This window comes from Campylobacter concisus (assembly GCF_003049065.1).
Lineage (GTDB): Bacteria > Campylobacterota > Campylobacteria > Campylobacterales > Campylobacteraceae > Campylobacter_A > Campylobacter_A concisus_BE.
The window spans coordinates 93,785-118,274 of record NZ_PISC01000006.1; the positions used below are offsets into that span (position 1 = coordinate 93,785).

The 24,490-nt window shown below is 41.0% G+C and carries 27 protein-coding genes; 19 read left to right on the top strand and 8 right to left on the bottom strand.

Annotation, left to right across the window (positions count from 1 at the left end; translation table 11 throughout):
- Positions 1 to 76: 76 nt before the first annotated feature.
- From CVS81_RS06510 to CVS81_RS06550, 9 genes are read left to right on the top strand one after another with little or no spacing between them, the layout of a single operon-like run.
- Positions 77 to 2,020, top strand: coding sequence for an FTR1 family iron permease (locus CVS81_RS06510; RefSeq protein ID WP_107965465.1), 1,944 nt, complete (start codon positions 77 to 79; stop codon positions 2,018 to 2,020).
- A gap of 20 nt (positions 2,021 to 2,040) precedes the next feature.
- Positions 2,041 to 2,562, top strand: a complete 522-nt coding sequence (locus tag CVS81_RS06515) for an iron transporter (RefSeq protein ID WP_004317727.1) — start codon at positions 2,041 to 2,043, stop codon at positions 2,560 to 2,562.
- 51 nt (positions 2,563 to 2,613) lie between these two features.
- The gene (locus CVS81_RS06520; protein ID WP_107965466.1) at positions 2,614 to 3,993 is read left to right on the top strand and encodes a Fe-S-containing protein; all 1,380 of its coding nucleotides are present in this window, start codon (positions 2,614 to 2,616) and stop codon (positions 3,991 to 3,993) included.
- Positions 3,990 to 5,282, top strand: coding sequence for an ABC transporter permease (locus tag CVS81_RS06525; protein WP_107965467.1), 1,293 nt, complete (start codon positions 3,990 to 3,992; stop codon positions 5,280 to 5,282). The genes CVS81_RS06520 and CVS81_RS06525 overlap by 4 nt, the downstream gene beginning before the upstream one ends.
- Positions 5,269 to 6,411: an ABC transporter permease gene (locus CVS81_RS06530; RefSeq protein ID WP_107916362.1), complete on the top strand. Its 1,143-nt coding sequence runs from the start codon at positions 5,269 to 5,271 to the stop codon at positions 6,409 to 6,411. The genes CVS81_RS06525 and CVS81_RS06530 overlap by 14 nt, the downstream gene beginning before the upstream one ends.
- Position 6,412: 1 nt before the next feature.
- Positions 6,413 to 7,102 carry an ABC transporter ATP-binding protein gene (locus CVS81_RS06535; RefSeq protein ID WP_004317741.1) on the top strand — a complete coding sequence of 230 codons (690 nt, stop codon included), beginning with the start codon at positions 6,413 to 6,415 and terminating at the stop codon, positions 7,100 to 7,102.
- Positions 7,092 to 7,586 carry a TlpA family protein disulfide reductase gene (locus tag CVS81_RS06540; protein WP_009294896.1) on the top strand — a complete coding sequence of 165 codons (495 nt, stop codon included), beginning with the start codon at positions 7,092 to 7,094 and terminating at the stop codon, positions 7,584 to 7,586. The genes CVS81_RS06535 and CVS81_RS06540 overlap by 11 nt, the downstream gene beginning before the upstream one ends.
- 8 nt (positions 7,587 to 7,594) lie before the next feature.
- On the top strand, positions 7,595 to 8,176 hold the full coding sequence (locus CVS81_RS06545; protein WP_107965468.1) for a hypothetical protein: 582 nt from the start codon (positions 7,595 to 7,597) through the stop codon (positions 8,174 to 8,176).
- A 31-nt stretch (positions 8,177 to 8,207) separates the two neighbouring features.
- The gene (locus tag CVS81_RS06550) at positions 8,208 to 9,461 is read left to right on the top strand and encodes a DUF2920 family protein (RefSeq protein WP_107965469.1); all 1,254 of its coding nucleotides are present in this window, start codon (positions 8,208 to 8,210) and stop codon (positions 9,459 to 9,461) included.
- Positions 9,462 to 9,517: 56 nt separating this feature from the next.
- Here the strand turns inward: CVS81_RS06550 and CVS81_RS06555 are convergent, their stop codons facing one another.
- The 6 genes from CVS81_RS06555 to der all read right to left on the bottom strand — a co-directional run bounded on the left by CVS81_RS06555 (position 9,518) and on the right by der (position 17,057).
- A complete protein-coding gene (locus CVS81_RS06555) occupies positions 9,518 to 11,884 on the bottom strand; it encodes a tetratricopeptide repeat protein (protein ID WP_107965470.1) in 2,367 nt (788 codons plus the stop codon).
- Positions 11,884 to 13,128, bottom strand: coding sequence for a serine--tRNA ligase (gene serS / locus CVS81_RS06560; protein ID WP_107965471.1), 1,245 nt, complete (start codon positions 13,126 to 13,128; stop codon positions 11,884 to 11,886). The genes CVS81_RS06555 and serS overlap by 1 nt, the downstream gene beginning before the upstream one ends.
- Positions 13,129 to 13,149: 21 nt before the next feature.
- Entirely contained in the window at positions 13,150 to 13,590 is a 441-nt protein-coding gene (locus CVS81_RS06565) for a copper resistance protein CopD (protein WP_107965472.1), read from the bottom strand.
- Positions 13,591 to 13,598: 8 nt separating this feature from the next.
- Positions 13,599 to 14,564 carry a tryptophan--tRNA ligase gene (gene trpS, locus CVS81_RS06570; RefSeq protein ID WP_107965473.1) on the bottom strand — a complete coding sequence of 322 codons (966 nt, stop codon included), beginning with the start codon at positions 14,562 to 14,564 and terminating at the stop codon, positions 13,599 to 13,601.
- Between the two features lie 602 nt (positions 14,565 to 15,166).
- Positions 15,167 to 15,688: a shikimate kinase gene (locus tag CVS81_RS06575; RefSeq protein ID WP_021090653.1), complete on the bottom strand. Its 522-nt coding sequence runs from the start codon at positions 15,686 to 15,688 to the stop codon at positions 15,167 to 15,169.
- Complete coding sequence (gene der, locus CVS81_RS06580) at positions 15,669 to 17,057, bottom strand: ribosome biogenesis GTPase Der (protein WP_107965474.1); 1,389 nt, start codon at positions 17,055 to 17,057, stop codon at positions 15,669 to 15,671. Before der ends, CVS81_RS06575 begins: the two co-directional genes overlap by 20 nt.
- Before the next feature lie 152 nt (positions 17,058 to 17,209).
- On the opposite strand from der, the gene CVS81_RS06585 reads away from it, so the two are divergent.
- From CVS81_RS06585 to CVS81_RS06630, 10 genes are all read left to right on the top strand, one after another.
- Positions 17,210 to 18,100, top strand: coding sequence for a DMT family transporter (locus CVS81_RS06585; RefSeq protein ID WP_021084553.1), 891 nt, complete (start codon positions 17,210 to 17,212; stop codon positions 18,098 to 18,100).
- Between the two features lie 10 nt (positions 18,101 to 18,110).
- Positions 18,111 to 18,911: a 3-deoxy-8-phosphooctulonate synthase gene (gene kdsA, locus CVS81_RS06590; RefSeq protein ID WP_004317708.1), complete on the top strand. Its 801-nt coding sequence runs from the start codon at positions 18,111 to 18,113 to the stop codon at positions 18,909 to 18,911.
- 15 nt (positions 18,912 to 18,926) lie between these two features.
- Positions 18,927 to 19,445, top strand: a complete 519-nt coding sequence (locus CVS81_RS06595; RefSeq protein WP_107965475.1) for a hypothetical protein — start codon at positions 18,927 to 18,929, stop codon at positions 19,443 to 19,445.
- 4 nt (positions 19,446 to 19,449) lie between these two features.
- Complete coding sequence (locus CVS81_RS06600) at positions 19,450 to 19,779, top strand: DMT family transporter (RefSeq protein WP_107965476.1); 330 nt, start codon at positions 19,450 to 19,452, stop codon at positions 19,777 to 19,779.
- The gene (locus CVS81_RS06605) at positions 19,776 to 20,099 is read left to right on the top strand and encodes a DMT family transporter (protein ID WP_004317710.1); all 324 of its coding nucleotides are present in this window, start codon (positions 19,776 to 19,778) and stop codon (positions 20,097 to 20,099) included. Before CVS81_RS06600 ends, CVS81_RS06605 begins: the two co-directional genes overlap by 4 nt.
- Before the next feature lie 60 nt (positions 20,100 to 20,159).
- On the top strand, positions 20,160 to 20,630 hold the full coding sequence (gene ribH, locus CVS81_RS06610; protein WP_021084559.1) for a 6,7-dimethyl-8-ribityllumazine synthase: 471 nt from the start codon (positions 20,160 to 20,162) through the stop codon (positions 20,628 to 20,630).
- Between the two features lies 1 nt (position 20,631).
- On the top strand, positions 20,632 to 21,027 hold the full coding sequence (nusB, locus tag CVS81_RS06615; RefSeq protein WP_004317696.1) for a transcription antitermination factor NusB: 396 nt from the start codon (positions 20,632 to 20,634) through the stop codon (positions 21,025 to 21,027).
- Positions 21,024 to 21,704: an orotidine-5'-phosphate decarboxylase gene (pyrF, locus tag CVS81_RS06620; RefSeq protein ID WP_107965477.1), complete on the top strand. Its 681-nt coding sequence runs from the start codon at positions 21,024 to 21,026 to the stop codon at positions 21,702 to 21,704. The genes nusB and pyrF overlap by 4 nt, the downstream gene beginning before the upstream one ends.
- A 205-nt stretch (positions 21,705 to 21,909) precedes the next feature.
- The gene (locus CVS81_RS06625; RefSeq protein ID WP_107965494.1) at positions 21,910 to 22,152 is read left to right on the top strand and encodes a helix-hairpin-helix domain-containing protein; all 243 of its coding nucleotides are present in this window, start codon (positions 21,910 to 21,912) and stop codon (positions 22,150 to 22,152) included.
- A 215-nt stretch (positions 22,153 to 22,367) separates the two neighbouring features.
- Positions 22,368 to 22,814: a pyrimidine dimer DNA glycosylase/endonuclease V gene (locus tag CVS81_RS06630; RefSeq protein ID WP_107965478.1), complete on the top strand. Its 447-nt coding sequence runs from the start codon at positions 22,368 to 22,370 to the stop codon at positions 22,812 to 22,814.
- On the opposite strand, the gene CVS81_RS06635 is transcribed toward CVS81_RS06630, so the two are convergent.
- Together CVS81_RS06635 and CVS81_RS06640 are read right to left on the bottom strand one after the other, a co-directional pair.
- The gene (locus tag CVS81_RS06635; protein WP_234399535.1) at positions 22,807 to 23,142 is read right to left on the bottom strand and encodes a YolD-like family protein; all 336 of its coding nucleotides are present in this window, start codon (positions 23,140 to 23,142) and stop codon (positions 22,807 to 22,809) included. The two genes, CVS81_RS06630 and CVS81_RS06635, sit on opposite strands and share 8 nt — an antisense overlap.
- Positions 23,132 to 24,400 carry a DNA repair protein gene (locus CVS81_RS06640; protein ID WP_107965479.1) on the bottom strand — a complete coding sequence of 423 codons (1,269 nt, stop codon included), beginning with the start codon at positions 24,398 to 24,400 and terminating at the stop codon, positions 23,132 to 23,134. Before CVS81_RS06640 ends, CVS81_RS06635 begins: the two co-directional genes overlap by 11 nt.
- Positions 24,401 to 24,490 lie beyond the last annotated feature (90 nt).

Consider the following 24,490-nt stretch of genomic DNA (forward strand, 5'->3'; position numbering starts at 1 on the left):
TAATCGTTTTTATTTTAATCAAAGTAAAGTCTTGGTAATATCTCGCTTTAAAATAATCTCACAGGTGGTTTAATTAATGAATAAATTTTTTAAATTTATGCTTATCATGCTACTGCCTATCTGGCTTGTGGCAAAAAATGACGACTACACACAAGTCGCAGCTCAGATAAAAGAGTCATTACAAAAAGTAATAACAGAGTACAGAGCTGGCAACGTCGAGCAAGCAGTTAGCGATACTCAAAATGCTTATTTTGGTCTGTTTGAAGATGTCGAAGCTGGCATCAGAATAAATTTAGGTCAGAAAAAAGCTTACTCTATGGAGAAGCAGTTTGGCGAGATCAGAAAGGCGATAAAAGCTGGCGAAGCACCAGATGATGTGCAAAAAAGAATAGATCAGATAAATAGCGAAATCGCTGAAGTTTTGCCAGTTATTTTAAATGGACATAAGCTTGTTGGTGAGTACTCAGACACTCCAGCACAAGCTGCTGCAAGTGGCTATGACACTTCTAAATTTATCCCTGAGTGGAAGGTGGCATTTGAAAATTTATCAGCAACTCTTGATAAAGCTATAGCAAGCTACGAGGGCGACAAACAAGATGATGCTAAAAATTCTATCCAAGATGCTAAATTTAATGATTATAGAAACACTCAACTTGAAATCGCCGTTCGCCAATATATAGAAAATGGCAAAAGCATAGATGCTGACATCCAAAGAAAGATGGGTGAAGCGATCAGTGGCATCGCAAATGGCATAACAAAAGATGATTTTAAAACAAAACTAGAAGAGATCAAAAAACTAGCTTATGATGCCGTTGCAAAACTCCCAGCTGAAACAGTAAAACTAGCAAAAGTTGATATGAGTAGCGCAGCATCTAGCGATAGCAGCGAAGATAGCGGCACAGACTACACTCAAACTGTTAAAAACATAAATGACAAAATTCAAGCAGCCATCGCGCTTTACAAAGGCGGCAATAGCGCTAAAGCTATGGGCGATATCCAAGATATCTACTTTGATGAGTTTGAAGGTAGCGGCATGGAGAACAAAGTAGGTGCGATAGATGTAAATTTAAAAACAGCTATCGAAGCTACATTTGGTAACCTTGTAGCCCTTATGAAATCAGGCGCAGACGAAAAAACACTTGAAGAGAGTGCAAGCAAGATGTCATCTCAGCTAGCAGCTGCACTTGAGAAAACTAGCGGTTCAAGCTCACCTTGGACGCTATTTATCTGGGCTCTAACTATCATCTTAAGAGAGGGTTTTGAAGCTCTTATCATCGTTGCAGCTGTCGTTGCATATCTTGTAAAAACTGGCAATGCAAAATCTATGGGCAAGGTCGTATATAGCTCAGTTGGCGTGGCTGTCATCTTAAGCTTTGTCATGGCTTGGATAATGAACGTCATCTTTGGCGAGGCAGCAGGTCAAAAAAGAGAGCTTATGGAAGGCATCACGATGCTTGTTGCAGTGGGACTTCTATTTTATGTTGGCTTCTGGCTTCTTTCAAATGCTGGCGCTAAAAAATGGAACGACTACATCAAATCTCACTTATCTGAGTCTATCTCAAGTGGCTCAAGCACGATGCTTTGGTGGACTGTATTTTTAGCGGTATTTAGAGAGGGCGCTGAGACAGTGCTATTTTATCAAGCGCTTATCTTTGACGCAAAAGACTCAGCTGGCTACTCAATGATCGCAGCTGGCTTTGTTGTAGGTCTTATCGTTCTTTTAATAGTCTATTTCTTATTTAAAATTTTCGCTATTAAAATTCCTATTAAGCCATTTTTTATATTTACATCAGCTATCATCTTTTACATGTCGATCGTCTTTGTTGGCAAGGGTGTTGGCGAGCTAGTTGAGGGCAAAATTTTCATCCCAACTATCATAAAAGGACTAAATTTCCCTGACTGGATGAGAGACTGGCTAGGACTTATGCCATATTACGAGAGTTTAATACCTCAAATCATTATGGTGCTTGCCCTAATTATAGGCATCGTTATCATGAAATCAAAACAAAATAAAAACTAATCTTATTAAAAGGAGAGGAAATGAATAAAATTCTTAGTTCAGCTCTAGCACTTAGCCTAGCAGCTGGTTTTGCACTTGCTGGAGAACACCCAATCGGCGAGCCTGTAGAGGCTAATGGCATGGAGATAGCTGCAGTTTATCTTGAGCCAATCGACATGGAGCCAAAAGGCGTTGATCTAGCTCCAAGCTTGGCTGACCTTCACTTAGAGGCTGACATCCACGCTATAAAAGGCAACAAAAACGGCTTTGGCGAAGGCGAGTGGATCCCATACCTAAAAATCAACTATGAGCTAAAAAACCTTGATAATGGTAAAACTAAAAAAGGTACATTTATGCCAATGGTTGCAAGCGATGGCCCACACTACGGTGCTAACGTAAAAATGGATACAGGTGTTGGTAACTATGAGCTTAAATTCCACATCGACAATCCAGAAAAACAAGGCTTTGGTCGCCACGCTGACAAAGAGACTGGTGTTGGTAAATGGTTTGAGCCTTTCACAACAACTTATAAATTTCAATGGACAGGTGGTCCTGTTAAATAGTCACTTTGGGGCGTTTTCGCCCCTTTTTAAAAATTCTCATAGGGTTTAGTTATGTCAATTTACTTCTATCAGGTCTTTTTAGCCCTCCTTGGATTTACGCTTTTTGCTGCCTTAAATAACAATGGCAAAAGTTTAAAAACGATCTTTTTACCATCATTTCTTGGCGTTGTTGCTGGTGTGCTTATCTTTAAAGCTGCTCGTCATGCGCTTGTTGATGACCAGTTTAAAATTTTTATTGATTCAGTGACGCTGGTTTTTCTACTAATTAGCATTTTATGGATATTTTTCGAGCTTAAGATAGCAAAAATCGTAACATTTTTTATTTTAGGCATCGGCTTTGGCTTTGGCTATAGCTCAAGTAGCGCATTGTTCCCGCTATTTGGCGGCGAGCTGCTTGACACGCTTTCAGTCGTTAGCTTCTTTTTGATGATCTTTGCGATGATCTTGATGCTGTTTTTATTTTTCTTCATTTCAAATTTAAAGGCAAGCATCCCATCATCAATAGCTAAAATTTTAGCTCTTATCACATTAATATTTTTACTAGTTGATAGAAGCTCGCAAACTGCACTCGAGCTTTTACGTGCAGGCGCTTTAAAGATAAGTAGCGAGCTAAATTCTCAAATTTTATCTATCAGTGCAAAAGGCATCTACGTCACAGAATTTAGTGCCTATTTTTATATAGTTGTGATCCTACTTTTATGCATCATCGCGCTTTGCTTTATGCCAAAAAGTATCGATAAAAACGCATTTGGCTCTATCAAATACCGCTTTACAAAAGCCATTAGAGAAAATGTCTTTGACAATGCAAAATTTGCATTTTGCAGCGTTTTAATAGCGCTTGGCTTCTCGCTTTATTATGACCTTTACGCATCTCGCCCACCTCAAATTTCAGAGCCAGTCTTGGTTGAGCCAGTGGGAGATAAATTTATATTTGATGTTGATATGTTAAAAGATAACGAACTTCACAGATTTGCCTACATCACAGATGAGGGCAAGCAGATAAGATTTTTCTTGCTAAACCGCTTTAGCGACCGCCCATCTCCTGTCATCGTCTTTGACTCGTGCATGATATGCGGCGATATGGGCTACATAAAAAGAGGTAATGACCTTATTTGTATCTCTTGTAATGTTAGAATTTTCTTGCCGTCAGTTGGCAAAGAGGGCGGTTGTAACCCGATCCCTATGGCATTTACCTTCGATGGTAAAAATATCATAGTTGATTATAAAACGATCGTCGCAGGGGCAAACTACTTTAGTAAGGTCGTCGAAAAGATGGTGCTTGACCCAGTTAGTCGCAAAAAGGTGAGCAATCTTGATTCAAGATCATATTTATACTACGGACGCACATATTTCTTTGAGAGCAACGAAACTCAGGCGAAATTTGAAGCAAATCCAGAAAAATATGTAGAAACAAATGGAACGTTAAAATGAAAAATATGCAACTAAGAATGATAAAAAGCTCGATCACTGGCTCAAAGGTGCAAAAGACGATGGCGTTTATCACCATCTTGCTAGCTGCTCTTTTGATAGCTTGCATGCTAAATATCACGCTAAAAATCGGCGATCAAGTGGCAAGCGAGCTTAGAGGATATGGCTCAAATATCGTCGTTTTGCCACGCGGTGAGAGCCTAAGCATCGAGATCGAGGGTAAAAATTTCACCCCACTAAAATCACAAAATTTACTCCCAGAAGCTGATATCTACAAGATAAAAGAGATCTTTTGGAGAAATAACATCGTTGCTTTTGCACCGTTTTTAGAGACAAAGGTAAAAGACGCTAAGGGCGATGAGTTTAGCTTTGAGGGGACATATTTTGATAAAAATATCGGACTAAAAGATGAGCCAGAATTTAGCACAGGCGTTAAGAGCTTGTATGGATTTTGGGGTGTTGAGGGCGCTTGGCCAAAAGATGAGAGCATGGATGAAATTTTAGTAGGAGATGAGCTTGCAAAGTCTAAAAATTTAAAAGTTGGCGACAAGCTTAGCCTTGTAGGCAAAAACGGCACAAAAGAGGTTAGCGTGGTTGGCATCTTAAAAGGGGCAAGCGATGAGGCACATAAGCTAATAGGCTCGCTCAAACTTGCTGGCGATCTCTCAGGGCATCCTGGCTCATACACAAAAGCTGAGGTCTCAGCCATGACGATCCCAGAAAACGACCTATCGCTAAAAGCAAGAAGAAATTTAGACAACCTTGATAGCGCAGAGTACGACAAATGGTACTGCTCGGCCTACGCTGGCTCGATAGCATTTCAGATAGAAGAAAATTTACCAAACGTTAGCGCAAAAGCCAGTCTTCAAGTAAGCGATGCTGAGAGTAATATCGTAAAGAAAATTCAAAGCCTAATGGGTATCGTTAGTATCATCGCCCTTGTGGTTTCAGCCATTGGCATAACATCGCTAATGACAAGCGAAATTTACCGCCGTAAAAAAGAGATCGGCCTTTTAAAAGCCATAGGCGCAAGTAACTTTGAAATTTACGCACTTTTTGCTAGCGAGAGCCTTGTGGTTGCCTTTTTTGCGGGCATCACGGGAGCATTTTTAGGATACGCGCTAAGCTACGTGATGTCTTACATCATCTTCTCTCACGGCATAGGCATAGCATGGATCGTGCTGCCAATTAGCGTGGCATTTGCCTTGCTTATCTCAGTCGTTGGCTCGCTAATGCCAATGAGAAACGTCATAAATTTACTACCTGCGGAGGTGCTATATGACCGCAAATAGCAAATTCTTTTACAATCTAATCTATAAAAGCCTAAAAAATGGCTCATCAAGGGTTATGGTCATCGTGATCTCTATCTTACTTGGAGCGTGCGTGTGTGCGGCATTTGTCAATGTCTATCTGGACATCGACTCAAAGGTCTCACGCGAGCTAAAAACTTATGGTGCAAATATGATCTTTGCTCCAAAAGATATGGCGACAAGCGATGATATGAGCGAAAAAACCTATAATGAAATGATCGCTAAAGTGCCAAAAGATAAGCTTCTTGGCGAGAGCGGATATCTCTTTGCTCAGGCAAATATTGGTCCAACTAATGCCATCGTCATGGGGACAAAATTTAGCAATCTAAAAAAAGTTAAGCCGTTTTTAGATGTTAGAGATGGAGGGATGATAAATGTCGATTTTGACGATAAAAACGTGCTAATAGGCGTTGATCTTGCTCGTCAAGCTGGCTTTAAAGCAGGCGATGATATAGAAATTCGTGCCATTGGTTCAAATGAGAGCATAAATGTAAAGATAAAAGGCGTAGTGGCAAGTGGCGACAAAGAGGACGCTCTTTTGATCACGTCGCTATCTTTAGCTCAAAAAATTTCAAACAAAGTTGGCAAGATAAACTATGCTGAAGCTGTTGTGCTTGGAAATTTTGACGAGATAACATCACTTGCAAAAACTATAAGCAACGATGAAATAGTCGCAAAACCAGTGGCGAAGGTCTCAAAGTCTGAGGGCTATATCTTGGAAAAGATCAAACTTCTAATGGCGCTTGTCAGCCTTGTCATCTTGCTTATCACTTCAATGTGCGTAAATACAACGCTTAGTGCTATCTTGCTCTCTCGATCACGTGAGATCGCACTTCTTAGAGCCATAGGCGCAAGCAAAAAAGACGTGCTAAGGCTATTTGGCTTTGAAACATTTGTGACAGCGCTCATCTCAGCGTTAGTTGGAGCGTTTTTAGGTTATCTACTAGCTCAAATTTTAGGTTATGCGATATTTGATTCTAGTATTGATTTTAGAATTTTAAGCATCCCAGTAGCTGTGGTCATATCACTTCTTTTTGCAGCGATCGCAGCGTTTTACCCGATTAAGCGGGCACTTAATAACAAAATGGCAGATACACTAAGAGGAGAATGATATGCAAAATGCACTAGAACTTAAAAATATTTGTAAAATTTTTGGCGATGTAAAAGCACTTGATGATATAAGTTTTGAGGTTAAAAAGGGCGAGTGGGTCAGCGTCATGGGACCAAGCGGTAGTGGTAAGAGTACTCTTGTAAATATCCTTTCTCTAATGGATACTCCAAGTAGTGGCGTATATATGCTTGGTGGCGATGATGCGAGCAACCTAAATGCCGATGATACGCTTAAATTTAGACGTGAAAAGATCGGACTTGTCTTTCAGCAGTTTCACCTAGTACCATATCTTAGCGCTCTTGAAAACGTGATGATAGCGCAGTATTATCACAGCTCAGTTGATGAAGAGGATGCTAAAAAAGCCCTTGAGGCAGTTGGCCTCTCTCACAGGCTAACGCATAGACCAAGTCAGCTAAGTGGTGGCGAGCAACAACGCCTTTGTATCGCGCGCTCGCTCATAAACGACCCTGAAATTTTAATAGCAGATGAGCCAACTGGTAACCTTGACGAGGCAAATGAGAGGATCATACTTGATCTATTTTGCAAGCTAAGAAAAGAGGGCAAAACGATACTTTTAGTTACACACAATCCAGATCTAGGCGAGTATGGCGATAAGATCGTCTATTTAAGACACGGCAAGCTAGAGAAGATCCGCACTATCGAAAATCCAAAGGTGCCAAATGCGATATAAAATTTTACTTTTATGTCTAGTCTCAGCCCTAGTTTTGGGCTGCGTCAAGCAGTATGAGAAGCACCACATCACTCTAAATGACTCAAGTGGCATCGATACGCAGTTTTTCCCTACCGAAAAGCGCCTAAAGATCGGCGACAAGCCATATATGCTATTTTTCTTTGGCACGGACTGTGGCGTGTGCAAGGCTGCGATCCCTGATCTAAACGCGCTTGAAAAAGAGTATGGCAAAGAGGTTCAATTTATCGGCATTTTAGGACCTAGCAAAGGCTTTGATAAGGATATCGAAATCTTAAAAGAACACAACATCACCTTTAAAACTACAAGCGACAAGGTCTCAGTGGATTACTTCAGCAAGGCAGTTGGTGGCGTTATGGGCGTGCCAGTTATCTATTTTTTTGATAAAGATGGTAAGATGCGATCAAAATTTATCGGTCTTACACCAAAAAGTGTGCTTGAAGGTGCTATAAGATCGCTCTTATAGGAGTGAAGATGAGAAATTTCTTTTTATTTGTTCTAGCGGTGTTTTTTGTAGGATGTGCTAGCAACACGCCAAATATCTCGGTAAAAACGAGCGATCCGATATTTTTTACGCTTGGTGAAGCAAACAAAAGCGTATATGTAAATTTTAAAAATAGCGCAACTGGACAAGATGTAAATGCTGAAATTTTAAGCGAATTTGCAAAGGCTGGCTTTAGAAATGAGCCAAATATCAAAAATGCCGACTTCATCATCCTTGGCGACGTGCAAAGTTTTTCTAGGACAACCAAAAGAGATCCTAGATTTTCAATGGGCATGGGATATGGATTTGGCAGACCAAGTTTTGGCTTTGGCTACTCGATGTTTTTCCCATTTGGTTATGATGATTATGATGACGACTTTAGCACAAACAGCTATGCTTACTACATGCAAGTAAGCGTGCTAGTGCGCCCAAAAGATGGCGGTGAGAAAGCGACAAATATCTCGCTCATGCAAGCTGGCAATGTCTATTCGCCAAGCTACATTTGGCCATTTTTCAAAGAGCGCCTAGCAAAACAGATCGTTAGCTTTTTCTATAACGTCTCACAAAGGTAGAGAAATTTAGCGAAATTTAAAAGGAGTTAAGATGCTAGTTGATGGAAGCTACGAAATTTTATCTTGTGATGATGTGGAGCTTGGCATCAAAAGAAGCTCTGCTTTATCTTTTTATGCCTGTTATGACGATGTTAAAGAGACAAAAGCTCTTTTAGTTATCATCTCTGGTTTTGGAGAGGACTCTGACTCTGGCTATAGAACCCATCTAATGCGAAGCATGGTAGAGTCTTATGATGTGGCATGCATTAGTGTGGATTATCACTGTATAGGCAACCGCCCACAGCTTGGGGCAAAATTTGGGCTTGATGATATAGACCGCGCGATACTAATAAGAGAATTGGCAAAGATCGGTATAACTTTACCTATTGATTTAAAAATAGTTGATAACTATGATAAAACCTGCGTTTTACTTAAAAGTCTTAACGAGGAGATCACTATTAGAAAAGAGAGCGGGGTCTTGCCAGATGATTTTATTTTAGATATCAGTATGACTATGCTGCCGACAAAAAACGAATACCAAAATTTTGGCGTTATGCAAGCAATGGACGTGCTAAATGCCGTGCTTTATACAAAAAAATATATAAATAGTGCCAAATTTGAGCATCTACCAGTGATAATGGTAGGCAGCTCACATGGTGGATACTTGGCACATATGTGCGCTAAGATAGCTCCTTGGCTAGTTGATGCGGTGATAGATAATAGCTCTTACGCTATATTTTTATGGAAACTTATTGGTTTTGGAAAGGAGATTGATTTTACTAGGTTTTTTGGCTGTGGCACTGGAAATTTATATGAAAATTTAAATCTTTACTTCTGCGATAAAACTTATTGGACTCTTAATGATAAATCACCATATTATTTTAGTGATGCAAGAGAAGAGATAAGAAATATCCTAAATTTAGATCATTTAACTGTTCAAAGCAGCTATAAAAAGCCAATTTACGTGAGCTATCACTGCATTTATGATAAAGAAGTAGCCCCCGCAAAGGATAAAACCAAGCTTTATGAGACTCTTAAGAAGCTAAAATTTGACGCAACTTTGCATATGACAAAAGATGAGAGCGAGGTTGATGGTAAATTTATAAAATCTCTAACTCACGGCATGGGGATGTCTTATAAACTGCTTTTGCAAAGAGAGCTTCCTGGCGTTATGAAGAAAATTTTGTCTAAAAAAGATAAAAAAGATGAGATTAATGAAAAATGCATAGAGTATAAGTGTGGTGATTTGCTTTATAAATTTAGTGAAGTCTCAGACCAGATAAGGTTTGAAGTTACCAATATTTAAATTTTTAGAGCCATTTTATCTAAAGCTAGGCTTTTAAAGACCTAGCTTTAAATTTTCTAGTTATCTATCATAAAATCATAAAATTCGTTGTTATATCCGACGTTTCCTATCTTGCTATATTGTATAAGAGCTGCTTTTATGTTATCGATTTGCTGATACATAAAGCCAAGGGCAGCTCTGTTTTCAACAGCTCTTGGATCATTTAGCTTTGTAAGCTCCAAAAGTGCGATAGCATTTGTTATTTTATTCGCTCCAGTGGCTGCTACACTTGCTAAAAAGAGCGTCCCAGCATCATTTATCTTAAACTCGTCTATGACCTCATTATAAAGCTTATAGCTCTCATCAAAGTCGTTTGTAAAGATATCCACGTAGGCTAGAGTTTGGATCAAATTTATATTTTTTGGAGCCTCTTTTAGCTGGGCTCTTAGCTTGTCACGCTCCCTTGTTAGCAGGCCTGAGATCTGAAGTAGTTTGATGTATTGCTTTTTGATGATATCAGCGCCGTGGTAGAAGGCATTTGAGTCGAGATTTTTATCGATGAAGTAAATTTGTATCGCTTTTGCATACTCTTTGACGTTTTGATCTTTGTTTTTAGAGATGAAATTTAAGATATTTGCGATGATATCGTTTGGCAAAATTTTAACCAGCTCATCAGCCCTTTTTGACATTACCTCGTCGTTGTTTGAAATTTTAGCGGTGATGATATCAAAGGCTAAATTTAACGTCGTAGGCTCTTTTGGCTCTTCAAGCCACCTTATCATCGCACTTTGGTTGCCGCTAATTAGGCTTAAAAGCGAGGCGTATAAATTTACAGGTTTTAGGCTCTTGTCGTTTTCTAAATTTTCTCCGATCTCTTCAACTAGTTTTGGATTTAAATTTCTATTTATATCCATGCAGATCGCGCCAAAAATGCCAGAGAGGTGGTTATTTACATCCTGATGGTAGCTTGCTATAAAATGCTTTGCAGCAAGGCTAAAATTTCCAAGCTGAGCGTAGCTAAGAGCTAGGTTATACTGCAAGATCGAGTGGTTTGGATAGGCTTTGGCTAGCTCTTCAAAGTCCTTGTTTGCCTCTTTTAAGCGGTAGTTAAGTGCCTTTGCGATGGCTTCGCTAAGTTTGGCATTGACCTTTGAGGCGGCGGCACTTTGGCTAAGGTAGTCATTTGCCGCTGAGGTGTCATCTAAAAAGACGCTAACCCCGCCTTTTCTTATCTGCTCTATGCTCTGTTTCGCGTCAAAAACCTTATACGGCGCAAAATAAAATAGCGTCTCATAGCGTCTTGTTCTATCAAAAAACATATCGTCGCTAAAGTGCGCCTGAGCTAGGCTAACGTCAAAAAGATCTGGCTTTAGGATGGTCTTTATCTTGTAAATTTTACTTGGCATCGAGGCGTTGTAGTCATAAACGTCTTTGATAAATGCCGCCGCGTCACCATAATCAGCAGTTTTTAGATCGATTAGCGCCTCAGTCATCTTGATAAGATCAATATTTGGCGTATTTTTAGAAGCCTTTGTTAGATAGTCCCTTGCCTTGTCGTATTTGCCAAGCCTTGCGTAGAGCTGCGCTAGCGTAAAGTCAGCCTTAAATGCCTTTTGCCCCTCAAGCTTAGCTATGGCTCTCTCATCATCTCCAAGAAGCGATAAAATTTTAGCGCTCAAGTAAGCATACTCGCCCTTATAGTCCTCTGTGCTAGGATGCGAGAGTGCTTGTAGCGCCTCGTAGTAATTACCCTTGTAATAATTAACCAGCGCATAGTAGTAGCTGTAAAGTGGCGAGCTGTTTTCATACTGCAAAAAGGAGTCCGCAAGCCCTATGTAGTAGTTGAAATTTTTGGTGTTATTTAGCTCGAGCGAGCAAACAGCGGCGTTTATAGCGCTCACTGCGGTGTTTTCGCGGTCGGTTATCGCTTTGTTAAACGATATGATCGCCTCATCGCATTTTTCTTGTTTCATCTGCGAAACGCCGAGGTTGTAGTTTGAAAGCGACTGGTTATAAACAGCTATGTTTTCATAAATTTTTAACGCTTCAAATTTGTTGCCACGCTCATAAAGCTGGTTGGCCTTGTTTATCATCTCATCGATCTTTGAAGCGCCAAAATTTTGCGTTTGGTAGTTGTTTTCTATATTTTTTACGATAGCTGTAGTATCTATCTCCTCTTTTTTATCTTTTTTTAGCAAGACGATTAACAAAACAACTATCAAGATGACAAGCACCAAAGCAGCTGCGCCGATGATGATAAAGAGCTTTTTCTTGCTCTTTTTTACTGGTATTGGCTCTGGGATGCTCTCATCTTGTAGCACGCCATCACTTGCGATGCTCTCAAGCGAGACGATCTCTTCAGGTGCCTCTGTCTTTGCCTCTTCAGGCGCTTGCTCTGCTTGCTCGCCAGGTGGTTTTAGAACTACAACCTCGTCATCAGCCACTACATATACCTTTTAAGAACTTCTGGAATTTCGATAGTGCCATCAGCTTTTTGGTAGTTTTCCATTATCGCTATTAGCGTCCTGCCAACTGCCAGACTTGAGCCATTTAGGGTATTTACAAGCATATTTTTCTTGCCATCTTTAAAGCGAATTTTCGCTCTTCTTGCTTGAAAATCACGAGTATTAGAGATAGAGCTTATCTCGCGGTATTTACCCTGACCTGGTAGCCAAACCTCAAGATCTACCGTCTTTGCCGCGCTAAAGCCTAGATCGCCGCTGCAAAGAAGCATGTGGCGGTGAGGCAAACCAAGGCTAGTTAGCATGTCGCTAGCGCAAGATATCATCTCAGCAAGCACGCCCTCGCTTTGATCAGGCTTTGTGATGCTTACAAGCTCTACTTTTTCAAACTGGTGCTGGCGGATCATGCCTCTAGTGTCACGTCCTGCTGAGCCTGCCTCTTGGCGGAAGCATGCTGAGTAGCAAGTCATCTTTATAGGTAGCTGCTCTGCTTCAATGATCGTGTCATTGTATAAATTTGTCACAGGCACTTCGCTAGTTGGGATGAGGTAGAGATCCTCGTCGCGCACTTTGTAAAGATCCTCTTCAAATTTAGGCAGCTGACCGGTACCAAAAAGTGTGTTTGAGCTTACCAGATAAGGGACATTTACAAGCTCAAAGCCTCGCGCGCTGTTAAAGTCGATCATATAGTTTATAAGCGCTCTACTAAGCCTTGCTCCTATGCCACGAAGCACGGTAAAGCGCGATCCTGAGAGCTTTGCACCCCTTTCAAAGTCAAGCCAGCCAAGGCTCTCGCCTAGCTCCCAGTGCTCCTTTGGCTTAAAGTCAAATTTAGTTGGCTCAAGCACCGTTTTTATGCAGACATTATCGTCCTCGTCCTTGCCAAATGGCACATCATCGTCGGTGATATTTGGCACGCTAAATGAAATTTGCTCAAGCTTTTCTTCATATTGTTTAACGATCTCATCGGCGTCAGCAAGGGCAGCTTTGTTTAAATTTAGCTCACTTTTAAGCTCACTCACATCTTCGCCAGCTCTTGCTTTTACGCCAAGCTCTTTGCTCTTTGCGTTTTGGATCGCTTGGAAATTTTCAAGTGCTTTGCGCTTTTGCTTTAGCTCGTTAAAAGTTTGCAAAAGCTCATCTAGCAAGCTAGCTTTAACGTTTTTGCCCTCTAGTTTTTTTACGAATTCATCGTAGTTTGTCTCAAGTAGTTTTAAATTTATCATTATCCTCTCCTTATTCTATCCTTAAACCATAAACATAACTTTTGCAAGCAATACGATCGCCACCGCAAGCGTAAGTGCGATAGGGTGGATGTTGCCAAGTGGGCTAGGGCGCTTAAATATAAATTTGCAGCTTAAATTTACTATCACCGCAGCCACGATCACCATCGCTAAGCAAAATTTGATCATAAAAGCGATCTGTAAATTTGTCTCAAAGTAGCCTCCAGCCTTGCTGCCTACCCAGTTACTCATCATCATGCCACCAGTTAAAACTAAAAGTAGCACGCAAATAGGCATGATCTTAACAGCTACTGAGCCGATGGCTTGTTTTGCCTTTTGAGCAAGCTCTGGTGGCATCTTTTTGCTCGCCACTCTTAATATAATCACATCAAAAAATAGATAACCAACAAAGATAATCGCGCAAAAAAGGTGAATTATCTGCGCGTAGGGGTATAAATTTTGCATATTTTTCCTTATCTGTAAATTCCAACCGCTTCACGCACTTTTTTTATCGTTGTGTGAGCCACATTTTGAGCCTTTTTAGCACCTAGATCTAAAATTTTAGCCACCTCGTCAGGGTTGTTTTGATAGTGCTCAAATTTCTCTCTTGCATCTTTAAAATAGTCCCAAACAAGCTCGTTTAGATAGGCTTTAAAGTGTCCGTGACCCTCGCCGCCTCGCTCATATCTAGCCTGCAAGTCGCGCTGGCCGTTCTCGTCTAAGAAAAGCTTTGCGATATTATAGACATTGCAGTTTTGCCACTGCTTTGGCTCTTCAAGTGGCGTGCCATCAGTCACGATGCTTGAAATTTGCTTTTTAAGCGTCTTGGCGTCCGCGAAGATATCGATAGTGTTGCCGTAGCTTTTGCTCATCTTTTCGCCGTTTGTGCCAGGCACGGTAGCGACGTTTTCATCGATCTTTGCCTCAGGCAGAGTGAAAATCTCGCCATGTTCGTTGTTAAATTTGATCGCAATATCACGCGCGATCTCTACGTGCTGGATCTGGTCTTTGCCCACAGGCACGACCTGCGCGTTATAAAGCAAGATATCAGCCGCCATCAAAACCGGATAGCTAAAGAGTCCGTGGTGCGAGCTAATGCCCTTTGCGACCTTGTCTTTGTAACTGTGCGCGCGCTCAAGTAGGCCCATAGGCGTGTGCTGGCTTAGCACCCAGTAAAGCTCAAGCACGTCTTTTACGTCACTTTGCACCCAGAAAATGCTCTTGTTTGGGTCGATCCCAAGCGCCAAAAATGCACACGCAGCGTCAAAGGTGTTTTGTTTTAGCGCTTTGCCGTCGCTAAGGCTGGTCATCGCGTGGTAGTTTGCTATAAACATAAACATCTCGTTTTTTTCTTGCATATCAACCATCTGCTTTATCGAGGCAAAATAGTTGCCAAGGTGTAGTTTGCCGGAGGGTTGGAGGCCGGTTAATACTCTCATCTTATCCTTTCAAATTTTGGCTTCGTTTTTTTGAGCGCCTTTAAATGAGTTTGTAAATTTTAATCATCGACAGGCTAAATGCCTAGTCTTGATTAAAATTTGACTGCACAACATTTAAATTCATCTCAAAACACTTCGCCAAAATGCTTTTTTAAATTTTAACATCACGTTAGACTTTATGCGTCTAGCTTGGTCTTAAAATTTAGCTTGACAGGCTAAATGCCTAGTTTTGATTAAAATTTAACTGCAAAACATTTGTCGCTTTAGCGTTGCGAACAAGTGAAGCAAAAAATCATCTCACGATACTTCGCCAAAATGCTTTTTAAATTTTAACATCACGTTAGACTTTATGTGTCTAGCTTGATCTTAAAATTTATCTCGCAGGTTAAATGCCTAGTCTTGATAAAATTTGACTGCACAACATTTGTCACTTTAGCACTCTATCAAAGTGAAGCAAAATTTATCTCAAAATTTCGCCAAAATTTCTCACTATAAAACATTAAATTTAGCTCAAACATCACAAATTCCAACACCACGCCAGATAGCCATCTAGCCTGATCTTGAAATTTTTATCGTTGCAAGCAGCCCACGCCACTTTTCAACTAAACTTTTAAAAGTATCCTTATCTCTTTTACGATCTGCTTTGGGGTTTTGCCCTCGACTTCAACGATATAATCAGCCTTTTTCTCATAAAGCTTCTCACGCTCTAAATGCAGTGCCTCAGCCTTTTTTAGGTCGCTTAAAAGTGGGCGTTTGGCGAGTTTTTTCTCGCTATTTTTGCTATTTTTTAGCCTTTGCATGATCGCATCAAAGCTTGCTTTTAGATAGATCACGGTGCCTATTTTGTTTAAATTTTTAACCTTTGCAAAGCCCCCACCTGTCGAGATGATCGCATTTTTGACATTTGTGGCTAGAAATTTGGCAAGATCTTTTTCAAGCTGCCTAAAATGCTCTTCGCCAAATTCATCAAAGATAGCTTTTATCTTCATATTTTGTGAGCTTTCTAGCAAGTCGTCACAGTCAAGGTTCATCGTCTTTAGCGCCTTGCTTAGCGCCCTTGCAGTTGTGCCCTTGCCAACGCCCATAAACCCTATCAAAACGATATTATTGTTCTTTGTCTTCATCACTCTCTCCACGTTTTTTAGGGATTAGCACGATAGGCACGCCAGCTAGACTAAAGCTCTCTCTAAGCTTGTTTGTCAGGTAGCGTTTGTAGCTAAAGTGCAGGCATTTTGGGCGGTTCATTATGAGCGCTATCATGATAGGTGCGGTTTTAAACTGCACTGCGTAGTAAATTTTTACGACCCTGCCCTTATCTCGTGGCAGTGGGTGCGCTTTGGTCGCTTCGCCGATCACTTCATTTAGCTTTGAAGTTTGGATTTTTTGGGTGTAGTTTTTGTAAATTTCAACTATGAGCGGGTAAATTTTATGCACTCTTTTGCCACCAAGTGCCGAAACGCTGATGATCGGAGCGTATGCGAGAAATTTAAACCTATCTTTTATCTCTTTGCAAAGCTCGTCAAATTCTTCGCTGCTTTTGTCCCATTTGTTTAGCACGATGATGACGCCAAGCTCAAATTTCGAGGCGATGCCAGCGATACGCTCATCAAGCTCGGTTAGTGGCTCAGAGCTATCAAGCACAAGTAGCGCCACGTCTGTCTCTTCTAAAATTTTCTCAGTTCTATTTAGCGCGTATCTCTCGATGCCCTCGATCTTGCCACGCTTTCTGATACCAGCAGTATCGACAAACTCAAAAACTCTGCCATCATGCTCATAAATTTCATTGACTGGGTCGATCGTAGTGCCTGCTACGTCGCTAACGACGGCGCGGCTCTCTTTTACAAGGGCATTTAGTAGTGAGCTTTTGCCGACATTTACACGGCCTATGATGCCAACTCTTATATTTTTGCTCTCATAGTCTATCTCGTCGCTTAGCTCGCCCTCGTCGTTATAGTTTTCTAAAAAATCATCAAAATCATCGCTCGTATCGGCCTTTATCTGCACTTTCGCTTCTAAGTGTTTTGCTAGCCAGATGCTAAGCTCATCGACGCCGGTGTTGTGGCTTACTGAAATTCCAAATGAGTTTTTTGCGCCAAAACTTACAAATTCCCACTCTCTTTGCTCGTCTTTTTTGCTGTCGATTTTGTTGATGACTAGAGCGATTGGTAAATTTAGCTTGCTAAGCTCGTAAAAAATGGCTCTATCCTCGTCATCTGGCATCATTTTGCCATCGACCATGTATAGGATAACGTCTGAGTTTTTAGCCTCTGCCAAGGTCTTTGCTTTTACGTTTTTAAAAAGCTCGCTGCTATCATCAAGCCCGCCGCTGTCGATTAATATACACTCTTTGCCCTCAACTTCGATCTTAGCTTTATTTGTATCTCTTGTAGTGCCGCTAACGTCGCTTGTTATGGCGATGCGTCTTCTTGCTAAGCGGTTAAAAAGTGAGCTTTTGCCGACATTTGGCTTGCCTACTAATATTACTTTTTGCAAATTTTGTCCTTTTTATGATGGCTGATTATACAAATTTTTCTCTTATATAAAGTATAAAATTACGCTTAAAAGCGCCGAAATAAAAGAAAAAATCAACCAAAATTTAAGCCATTTTTTATTAAAATGAGTGCTTTAAATTTAGAGGTTTTGCGATGTTAAAAAGATTTTATATTTCACATCTTGGCATTTTTTATATGCTCTTTGCTTGCTTTATGTTTGCCGTGACTGGCGCATTTGCAAAGTATCTGAGCAAAGATATGCCTTCTATCGAAGTTGTTTTTTTTAGAAATTTGATCGGACTTTTCATCGTCATCTACGCCATCTATAAATTCCCATTTAAACAAACTGGCGGGCACTTTTTCCTGCTGATGTTTCGCGGCTTTGTGGGCACGGTGGCGCTTTTTGCCTTTTTTTATAACGTCGCACACGTAAATTTAGCCACAGCCTTTACATTTCAAAAGACAAATCCAATCTTCACAGCCATTCTCGCAGCTATCGTGTTTAAGGAGCGGTTAAGCTCGCTTGGCTGGTTTGCTGTCTTTTTGGGATTTGGCGGAATTTTGCTTGTTATCCAGCCAAATTTAGGTATCAATAAAACCGATATCATCGGCATTTGGAGCGGCCTTGGAGCGGCTATTGCCTACACGAGTGTCAAGGAGCTAAACAAGAGCTACGGCACAAATGTCATCGTGCTAAGCTTCATGCTTTGGGGCTCATTTTTGCCGCTTATTTGCATGGGGATGGCTGAGTTTTTTACTTATGAGCCTTTGGATTTTTTATTTTCTAAATTTGCTATGCCAAGCTGGCACAACGTCGTTTTTATCTTGCTAATGGGGCTTAGTGGCTACTATTTTCAGGCGTTTATGACAAAGGCATTTGCGGTTGGCAAAAAAGCTGGCGTGATCGCTGCGGTTAGCTACGCAGACGTCATTTTTACGCTTATAATTGGCTATTTTATGGGCGATGCGTTGCCAAATCACCTAGCGCTCGCAGGTATCGTGCTTGTCGTGGTGAGTGGAATTTTGGTTGTTAAAGAAAAATAAAGGAGAAAAGATGATCTTAATCGCTGGACCTTGCGTGATAGAGAGCAAGGAGCTTGTTTTTGAAGTGGCAAAAAGGCTAGTTAAATTTAATGAAAATCCAAAGCTTGATTTTTACTTTAAGTCTAGCTTTGACAAGGCAAATCGCACGAGTATTAGCTCATTTCGTGGCCCTGGACTAGAGAAGGGTTGTGAAATTTTAGCTGAGGTGAAAAAAGAATTTGGCTTTAAAATTTTAACCGATATCCATGAGAGCTATCAAGCTCAGCCTGTTGGCGAAGTGGCTGATGTGCTGCAAATTCCTGCATTTTTGTGTCGTCAGACTGACCTTCTAGTAGCGGCTGCAAAGACAAAAGCGGTCGTAAATATCAAAAAAGGGCAGTTTTTAGCAGCTTCAGCGATGAAACACTCTGTTAAAAAGGTGCTTGAGACAAGAGGAGTTAGCGGCGATGGATACGAGGTTGCAAAGGCAAATGGCGTCTGGCTAACGGAGCGTGGAAGCACCTTTGGATATGGAAATTTAGTCGTTGATATGAGAAATTTGGTGATGATGAGAGAATTTGCGCCAGTCATTTTTGACGCGACCCACAGCGTGCAGATGCCAAGCGCACTTGGCGAAAAAAGCGGCGGCGACGCTAGGTTTGTGCCTTATCTTGCGAGAGCAGCAGCTAGCGTTGGGGTGGATGGATTTTTCTATGAGACGCACATAAACCCTTGCGAAGCGCTTTGCGACGGACCAAATATGCTAAATTTAGACGAGCTTGAAAAGGTCGTAAATGACACGCTAAAGATAGAGGAAATTTTAAATTTTTAAACTAAGGAGAGAGGGATGAAAAGGATTTTAGCGCTACTTTTGGGAGTGCTGTTTTTAGTAGGTTGTGGCTCATCTCAGCCAAAGGTGCCACTTGCTGGCAAGTATAAATTTGAGGGCATTAGCTACACTCATGTGCAGCGCCACGAACCGACAAAATTTCTCTATCAAAGTCCAAAAATGATCGAGAAAAAGTATAACAAACAAATTTTGGGGGCGCTTACAAAAGAAAATTTGCTTGATCCAAATTCTAGCGACGAGCTAAAGATAAAGATAACTCACCGCAGAGAATTTATAGGCGAGGCGACCTTTGCTAAAAGCGACAGGATGGGCAATATCTACCTTACTTACGAGGTAGAAGTCGTTAGAAATGGCGAAGTTTTGAGGCATTATAGCTCTAGCGAGCTAAGGTTTAACCCTGGGGTCTTTGGAAATTTAAAGGGGCTGGTTGGACAAAATAACGATGATAGCCTTGAAAATAAGGCGATTAGCGCAAATGTAAAAGAGATCGTTGATACCATAAAAGGCATGAAGTAAATTTATGTCAAATAGAGGCTTTTTATGGATATTTCTAGGTGCGGTGGCTGAGTGTGGCTGGGCATATGGGCTAAAGCACGCGTCAAATTTAAGTGAATTTTTGCTTACGACACTGCTAGTGAGCATAAGTTTTGTCTCGTTTATGAAGGCTTTAAAGTATCTGCCTGTAAGTATCTCTTATGCAGTATTTGTGGGCTTTGGGACGGTTTTTATCGTCATAGCTGAGATCGTTAGTGACTACTTGGCAAGCGGGATCATGCCAAATTTCATTAGGCTATTTTTCATAGCGACGCTCATCTTAGGCGTGCTTGGGCTAAAAGGGATGAAAGAATGATCCACTTTTTAGCGCTTTTACTAGCTGGATGTTGTGAGGTCTCTGGTGTCTTTTTTATCACGAAATTTTCAAAAAGCACAGGCGTAAAAAAGTGGGCAAATTTCATCCTTTTGCTTGGAAATTTTGCCCTTTCTTTAACGCTACTTAGCTATGCGATGCAAACTATCGCTATGTCGGTGGCGTATGCGATCTGGACAGGCATCGGAGCGATCGGAGCAGTCGTGGTAGGCGTAGTTTTTGAAGGTGAGAAGATAAATTTTAAAAAAGCCTTGTTTTTAGCGCTCATCATCTTTAGCGTCATCATGCTAAAGATAGTTTGACGAAGGGTCTATTTTTAAACAAGCTTTTGCTAAACTTGCATAAAAAATAAAGGAGAAAAGATGAAAATAATCGAGGGAAATTTAGCCCTAAAAGGCAACGAAAAGATAGCGATCATAAACGCAAGGTTTAACCACATTATCACAGACCGCTTGGTAGAGGGCGCAAAAGATGCATTTTTACGTCACGGCGGCGACGAGAAAAATTTAACTTTAGTGCTAGTCCCTGGCGCATTTGAGATACCTATGGCGCTTGAAAAGGTGCTTGCAAGCGGTAAATTTGACGCGGTTTGCTGCGTGGGAGCGGTGATAAGAGGCGCAACGCCACACTTTGACTATGTAAGCGCTGAGACCACCAAAGGCATCGCAAACGTGACGCTAAAATACGCAAAACCAGTCACATTTGGCGTGCTAACGGTAGATAACATCGAGCAAGCGATAGAGCGAGCTGGCAGCAAGGCTGGAAACAAGGGCTTTGAAGCGATGACGGGCGTTATAGAGATGCTAAATTTATACAAAAAGCTAGGAGAGTAAAATGGCCACACGTCATCAAGTGAGACAAGCCATCGTTTCGCTACTTTACTCAAACGAGATAAACCCCGTAACTGCGGAGTTTGAAGAGGAATTTTTAGAAGAGAAAAAGATAAGAAATGAGCGCAAAAACGAGGCGCAACAGACCTTTAAAGAGGTGCTTGCAAATAAAGAAAAACTAGATGAAATTTTAAAACCACACCTAAAAGATGGCGACTTTAGCAAGGTTGGCGCAACTGAGCTTGCTATCCTTAGACTTGGGCTTTATGAGATGAAATTTAGCCAGACTGATAAAGCTGTCATCATAAACGAGGCGATCGAGCTTGCAAAGGAGCTTGGAAGTGATCAGGCACCAAAATTTATAAACGGTGTGCTAGATAAGATAAAGGGCGATCTATGAGGCTCTGCGTCGCTCTTGATATGGCGAGCAAGGATGAAAATTTAGCCCTCGTGCGTGAGCTAAAAGGGCTTGACCTTTGGCTGAAAGTGGGGCTTAGAAGCTATCTTAGAGACGGAGCTAAATTTATAGAGGAGCTAAAAGGGGCAGGGGATTTTAAAATCTTTCTTGATCTAAAGCTCTATGATATCCCAAACACGATGGCAGACGCCGCTGAGGTCGTCTCAAAGATAGGCGTGGATATGATAAATTTGCACGCTAGTGCTGGCGAGCGAGCGATGAAGACCGTGATGGAGCGTCTTAATGCGCTGCAAAATCGCCCTTTAGTGCTTGCTGTATCAGCACTTACTAGCTTTAGCGAGAGCGAATTTGAAGCGGTTTATAACGATACTATTTCTCGCTCGGTTAGGAAATTTAGCCAGATGAGCTTTGAAGCGGGGCTTGACGGCATGGTCTGCTCGGTCTTTGAAAGTAAGCTCATAAAAGACGTGACAAATCAAAATTTCATCACTCTTTGCCCTGGAGTTAGGCCTTTTGGCGAGAGTGCGGGTGATCAAAAGAGGGTTGCAAATTTAGTTAGCGCAAAGCAAGAGGGTAGCGACTTTATCGTCGTTGGCAGGCCGATTTATGAAAACGCAAACCCAAGAGAAATTTGCGAGAGAATTTTGGAGCAAATTTAGCGCCCTAACTTGCATAAAATTTGATCTAAAATTATTTTAAGCATAGTTTTTCGCGTAAGAAATTTTAATTAAACCACCTCGCCAGAAGCTTGGATAACGACTTAGCGTAGTAGCAGATAAAATTTAGCTAGCTTTTTAGCGCACGAATAAAATTTAAAATTTCATTGCGGCGAGTTTGGCGTTGCTTAAAAAATTTGAGGTAAATTTGAGCGATTTTAAAAAAATCCCCTATGTCGGCGAGGCGACGCAGGCCGATTTGCTGGCGCTAGGCTACGAGGATATCGCTTCGCTAAAGGGCTCGGATCCTGAGGAGATGTTTGAACGCACAAAGGCGCTTGGACGCGGTAGCGATAGATGCATCCTCTATGTTTACCGCATGGTTTGCTACTATGCAAACACTCCACGCCCAGACAAGGCCAAGCTAAAATGGTGGCTTTGGAAGGATTAAATTTTTTAAATTTGACCACTATTTATAAACAGCACAAACTTTTATCAACTTTTACAAGCATTGAGCCACGGTTTTAACGTTATTTTAAAGCCTTTATGCATAAAATCACAAACTATTATTATCAGAACTTTTTAGTTGACTTTTTGACTTAGTAAAACAAAAACCATAGATAGCAAAGGGTAACTAATATTTTTAATTATATAAATAAGGTAAAAATGAGACTCTGGACGATAAATTTTAAATATCTTGACGCAAAGGGTCTTGTGGCTCTGTGGAGAGAGGCTTTGCTGGCTAAAAATGTTTTAGAAGGGCTGACAAAAGGCTATAAAAACCACCCACAATTAATTAGATTTTACACTCATCAAAACTCTATCGATGCTATAAATGCCTATCTTTTGGAAGTTTATAAAGAGGCTTGCGCTCGTGGATATAAATTTGATGTTGCAAAAGTTGGAAAATTTGACGCAGAAAATTTATCCAAGATCGCCGTTACTAGAGGTCAAATCGAGTATGAATTTAGCTTCTTGCAAGAAAAACTAAAACTAAGAGATTTAAAAAAATACAAAGAAAATTTAAATGTAAAAAATATAGAAATTTCTACCATTTTTACGGAGATAGACGGCGACATCGAGCTTTGGGAGAAGGTAAAAACGCTCATTTAGTTTTTATACTACAAATTTTTTTAACGATCTCTATCCTATTTATATCCTCAAATTTGATCTTAGTTTTTACGATCATGAGGGTTTTATCTTTGAAATTTACATCCGAGACTAGGCCGTTAGTTTTTACGTAAGTAAAGCCGTCGTGGTAGCTCACACGCACCTCATCAGCTATCTTTATCTCGCTTAATTTTTTTAAAATTTCATCGACTTTACTCTCGTCAAGCTCTAGTTTTTCGCATTTTTCTCGCTCTTTTTGACGCAAGGCTCGCTCTAAGGTAGAAAGAGGATTAAATGAGCTAAAAATTTTCGCCCTATCTTTACTCGCCACTTTTGTGCCCTCCGATCTTTTTGTTTCTATCTTGCCCAGTCGCTTCTGGCAGCAGGTCGATCGCGCGCAGGATTGAGTTTTTACCAAATTTCTCTTTTATCAAATTTAGCGACTTTAGCACCGCTTTTTCTTTGGCGTCATCTTCAAATAAGCTAAATTCTGCCAAATTTTCTTTTATCACATCGTTTGCTGATATGCCTATTTGCCTGATTAGCCCAGTATTTTTTATCTTGTTTGAAAGCAGCTCCTCAGCCGCGCTCATCAGTACGCTTGAGATATTTGTTGGCGTTTTAAACCGCACGCTTGCACGTTGCTGCGGCTCAAGCTTATCGGCAAATCTCACATTTATCGTTAGCCCGCTCGCCCTTACATCTTTGTTTATCATCCTAAGTGCGAGCCTGTCAGCCATCTCTTTTAGCACGATCACCGCCTCACAGCGCTCGTAGTCTCTTGGCAAAATTTCCGAGCTAAAGTAGGACTTCGTGCTTGGTTTATAGGCTTTTATATCGGCTATCGTCGTTGGCTCTATGCCGTTAGCGTGATCTATCGTGATGTAGGCATCGACGCCAAAAATTTTTTCAAGCAGGCTTTTTGGCGCATTTGCGATATCTTTCATGCAAAAGATGCCGCATTTTTCGAGCTTTAGCCTAGTTTGCTTACCGATACGCCAAAAGTCACTTAGTGGCTGGTGCGTCCAGAGCTGCTTTTTGTAAAGCTCTTCGTCAAGATACGCGATGCCGTCATCTTGGTGCTTTGCTAATATATCAAGCGCGATCTTTGCGAGGTATAAATTTGTCCCCATGCCGCAAGTCGCCGTCACGCCAGTCGTTTTTAAGATCTCATCCATCATCATCTTCGCCATCTCTTTTGCGCCAAGAGCGTAAAATTTCAAATAAGAAGTGAGGTCTATGAAGCACTCATCGATCGAATAGACATAAATGTCCTCTTTGGAGACATATTTTAGATAAATTTCATAAATCCTAGCGGCATAGTCGATGTAAAACTGCATCCTAGGTGGCGCGATGATAAATTTGACATCTCTTGGTATCTCAAAGAGCCTGCAGCGGTTTTTCACCCCTTTTGCACGAAGCGCAGGGCTGACAGCTAAGCAGATGCCGCCACTGCCACGACTAGCATCAGCCACGACTAGATCGGCCTTAAATGGATCAAGCCCGCGCTCCACGCACTCAACCGAGGCGTAAAAGGACTTTAGGTCGATAACGGCGTAAATTTTGCTGTTTGGATTTTCATTTTTCATGAGAGGATTATAGATGAAATTTAGTAAAAGTTAGTTTGCAAATTTTGTTTGAAATGGCTTAAAATTTTAATAAAAATCTTTTAGAAAAAG

What these genes read in the sequence shown, in the direction of transcription:
- CVS81_RS06510 (WP_107965465.1), top strand. Translation starts at nt 77, where the DNA reads ATGAATAAATTTTTTAAATTTATGCTTATCATGCTACTGCCTATCTGG.
- CVS81_RS06515 (WP_004317727.1), top strand. Translation starts at nt 2,041, where the DNA reads ATGAATAAAATTCTTAGTTCAGCTCTAGCACTTAGCCTAGCAGCTGGT.
- CVS81_RS06520 (WP_107965466.1), top strand. Translation starts at nt 2,614, where the DNA reads ATGTCAATTTACTTCTATCAGGTCTTTTTAGCCCTCCTTGGATTTACG.
- CVS81_RS06525 (WP_107965467.1), top strand. Translation starts at nt 3,990, where the DNA reads ATGAAAAATATGCAACTAAGAATGATAAAAAGCTCGATCACTGGCTCA.
- CVS81_RS06530 (WP_107916362.1), top strand. Translation starts at nt 5,269, where the DNA reads ATGACCGCAAATAGCAAATTCTTTTACAATCTAATCTATAAAAGCCTA.
- CVS81_RS06535 (WP_004317741.1), top strand. Translation starts at nt 6,413, where the DNA reads ATGCAAAATGCACTAGAACTTAAAAATATTTGTAAAATTTTTGGCGAT.
- CVS81_RS06540 (WP_009294896.1), top strand. Translation starts at nt 7,092, where the DNA reads ATGCGATATAAAATTTTACTTTTATGTCTAGTCTCAGCCCTAGTTTTG.
- CVS81_RS06545 (WP_107965468.1), top strand. Translation starts at nt 7,595, where the DNA reads ATGAGAAATTTCTTTTTATTTGTTCTAGCGGTGTTTTTTGTAGGATGT.
- CVS81_RS06550 (WP_107965469.1), top strand. Translation starts at nt 8,208, where the DNA reads ATGCTAGTTGATGGAAGCTACGAAATTTTATCTTGTGATGATGTGGAG.
- serS (WP_107965471.1), bottom strand. Translation starts at nt 13,128, where the DNA reads ATGATAAATTTAAAACTACTTGAGACAAACTACGATGAATTCGTAAAA.
- CVS81_RS06565 (WP_107965472.1), bottom strand. Translation starts at nt 13,590, where the DNA reads ATGCAAAATTTATACCCCTACGCGCAGATAATTCACCTTTTTTGCGCG.
- trpS (WP_107965473.1), bottom strand. Translation starts at nt 14,564, where the DNA reads ATGAGAGTATTAACCGGCCTCCAACCCTCCGGCAAACTACACCTTGGC.
- CVS81_RS06575 (WP_021090653.1), bottom strand. Translation starts at nt 15,688, where the DNA reads ATGAAGACAAAGAACAATAATATCGTTTTGATAGGGTTTATGGGCGTT.
- CVS81_RS06585 (WP_021084553.1), top strand. Translation starts at nt 17,210, where the DNA reads ATGTTAAAAAGATTTTATATTTCACATCTTGGCATTTTTTATATGCTC.
- kdsA (WP_004317708.1), top strand. Translation starts at nt 18,111, where the DNA reads ATGATCTTAATCGCTGGACCTTGCGTGATAGAGAGCAAGGAGCTTGTT.
- CVS81_RS06595 (WP_107965475.1), top strand. Translation starts at nt 18,927, where the DNA reads ATGAAAAGGATTTTAGCGCTACTTTTGGGAGTGCTGTTTTTAGTAGGT.
- CVS81_RS06600 (WP_107965476.1), top strand. Translation starts at nt 19,450, where the DNA reads ATGTCAAATAGAGGCTTTTTATGGATATTTCTAGGTGCGGTGGCTGAG.
- CVS81_RS06605 (WP_004317710.1), top strand. Translation starts at nt 19,776, where the DNA reads ATGATCCACTTTTTAGCGCTTTTACTAGCTGGATGTTGTGAGGTCTCT.
- ribH (WP_021084559.1), top strand. Translation starts at nt 20,160, where the DNA reads ATGAAAATAATCGAGGGAAATTTAGCCCTAAAAGGCAACGAAAAGATA.
- nusB (WP_004317696.1), top strand. Translation starts at nt 20,632, where the DNA reads ATGGCCACACGTCATCAAGTGAGACAAGCCATCGTTTCGCTACTTTAC.
- pyrF (WP_107965477.1), top strand. Translation starts at nt 21,024, where the DNA reads ATGAGGCTCTGCGTCGCTCTTGATATGGCGAGCAAGGATGAAAATTTA.
- CVS81_RS06630 (WP_107965478.1), top strand. Translation starts at nt 22,368, where the DNA reads ATGAGACTCTGGACGATAAATTTTAAATATCTTGACGCAAAGGGTCTT.
- CVS81_RS06640 (WP_107965479.1), bottom strand. Translation starts at nt 24,400, where the DNA reads ATGAAAAATGAAAATCCAAACAGCAAAATTTACGCCGTTATCGACCTA.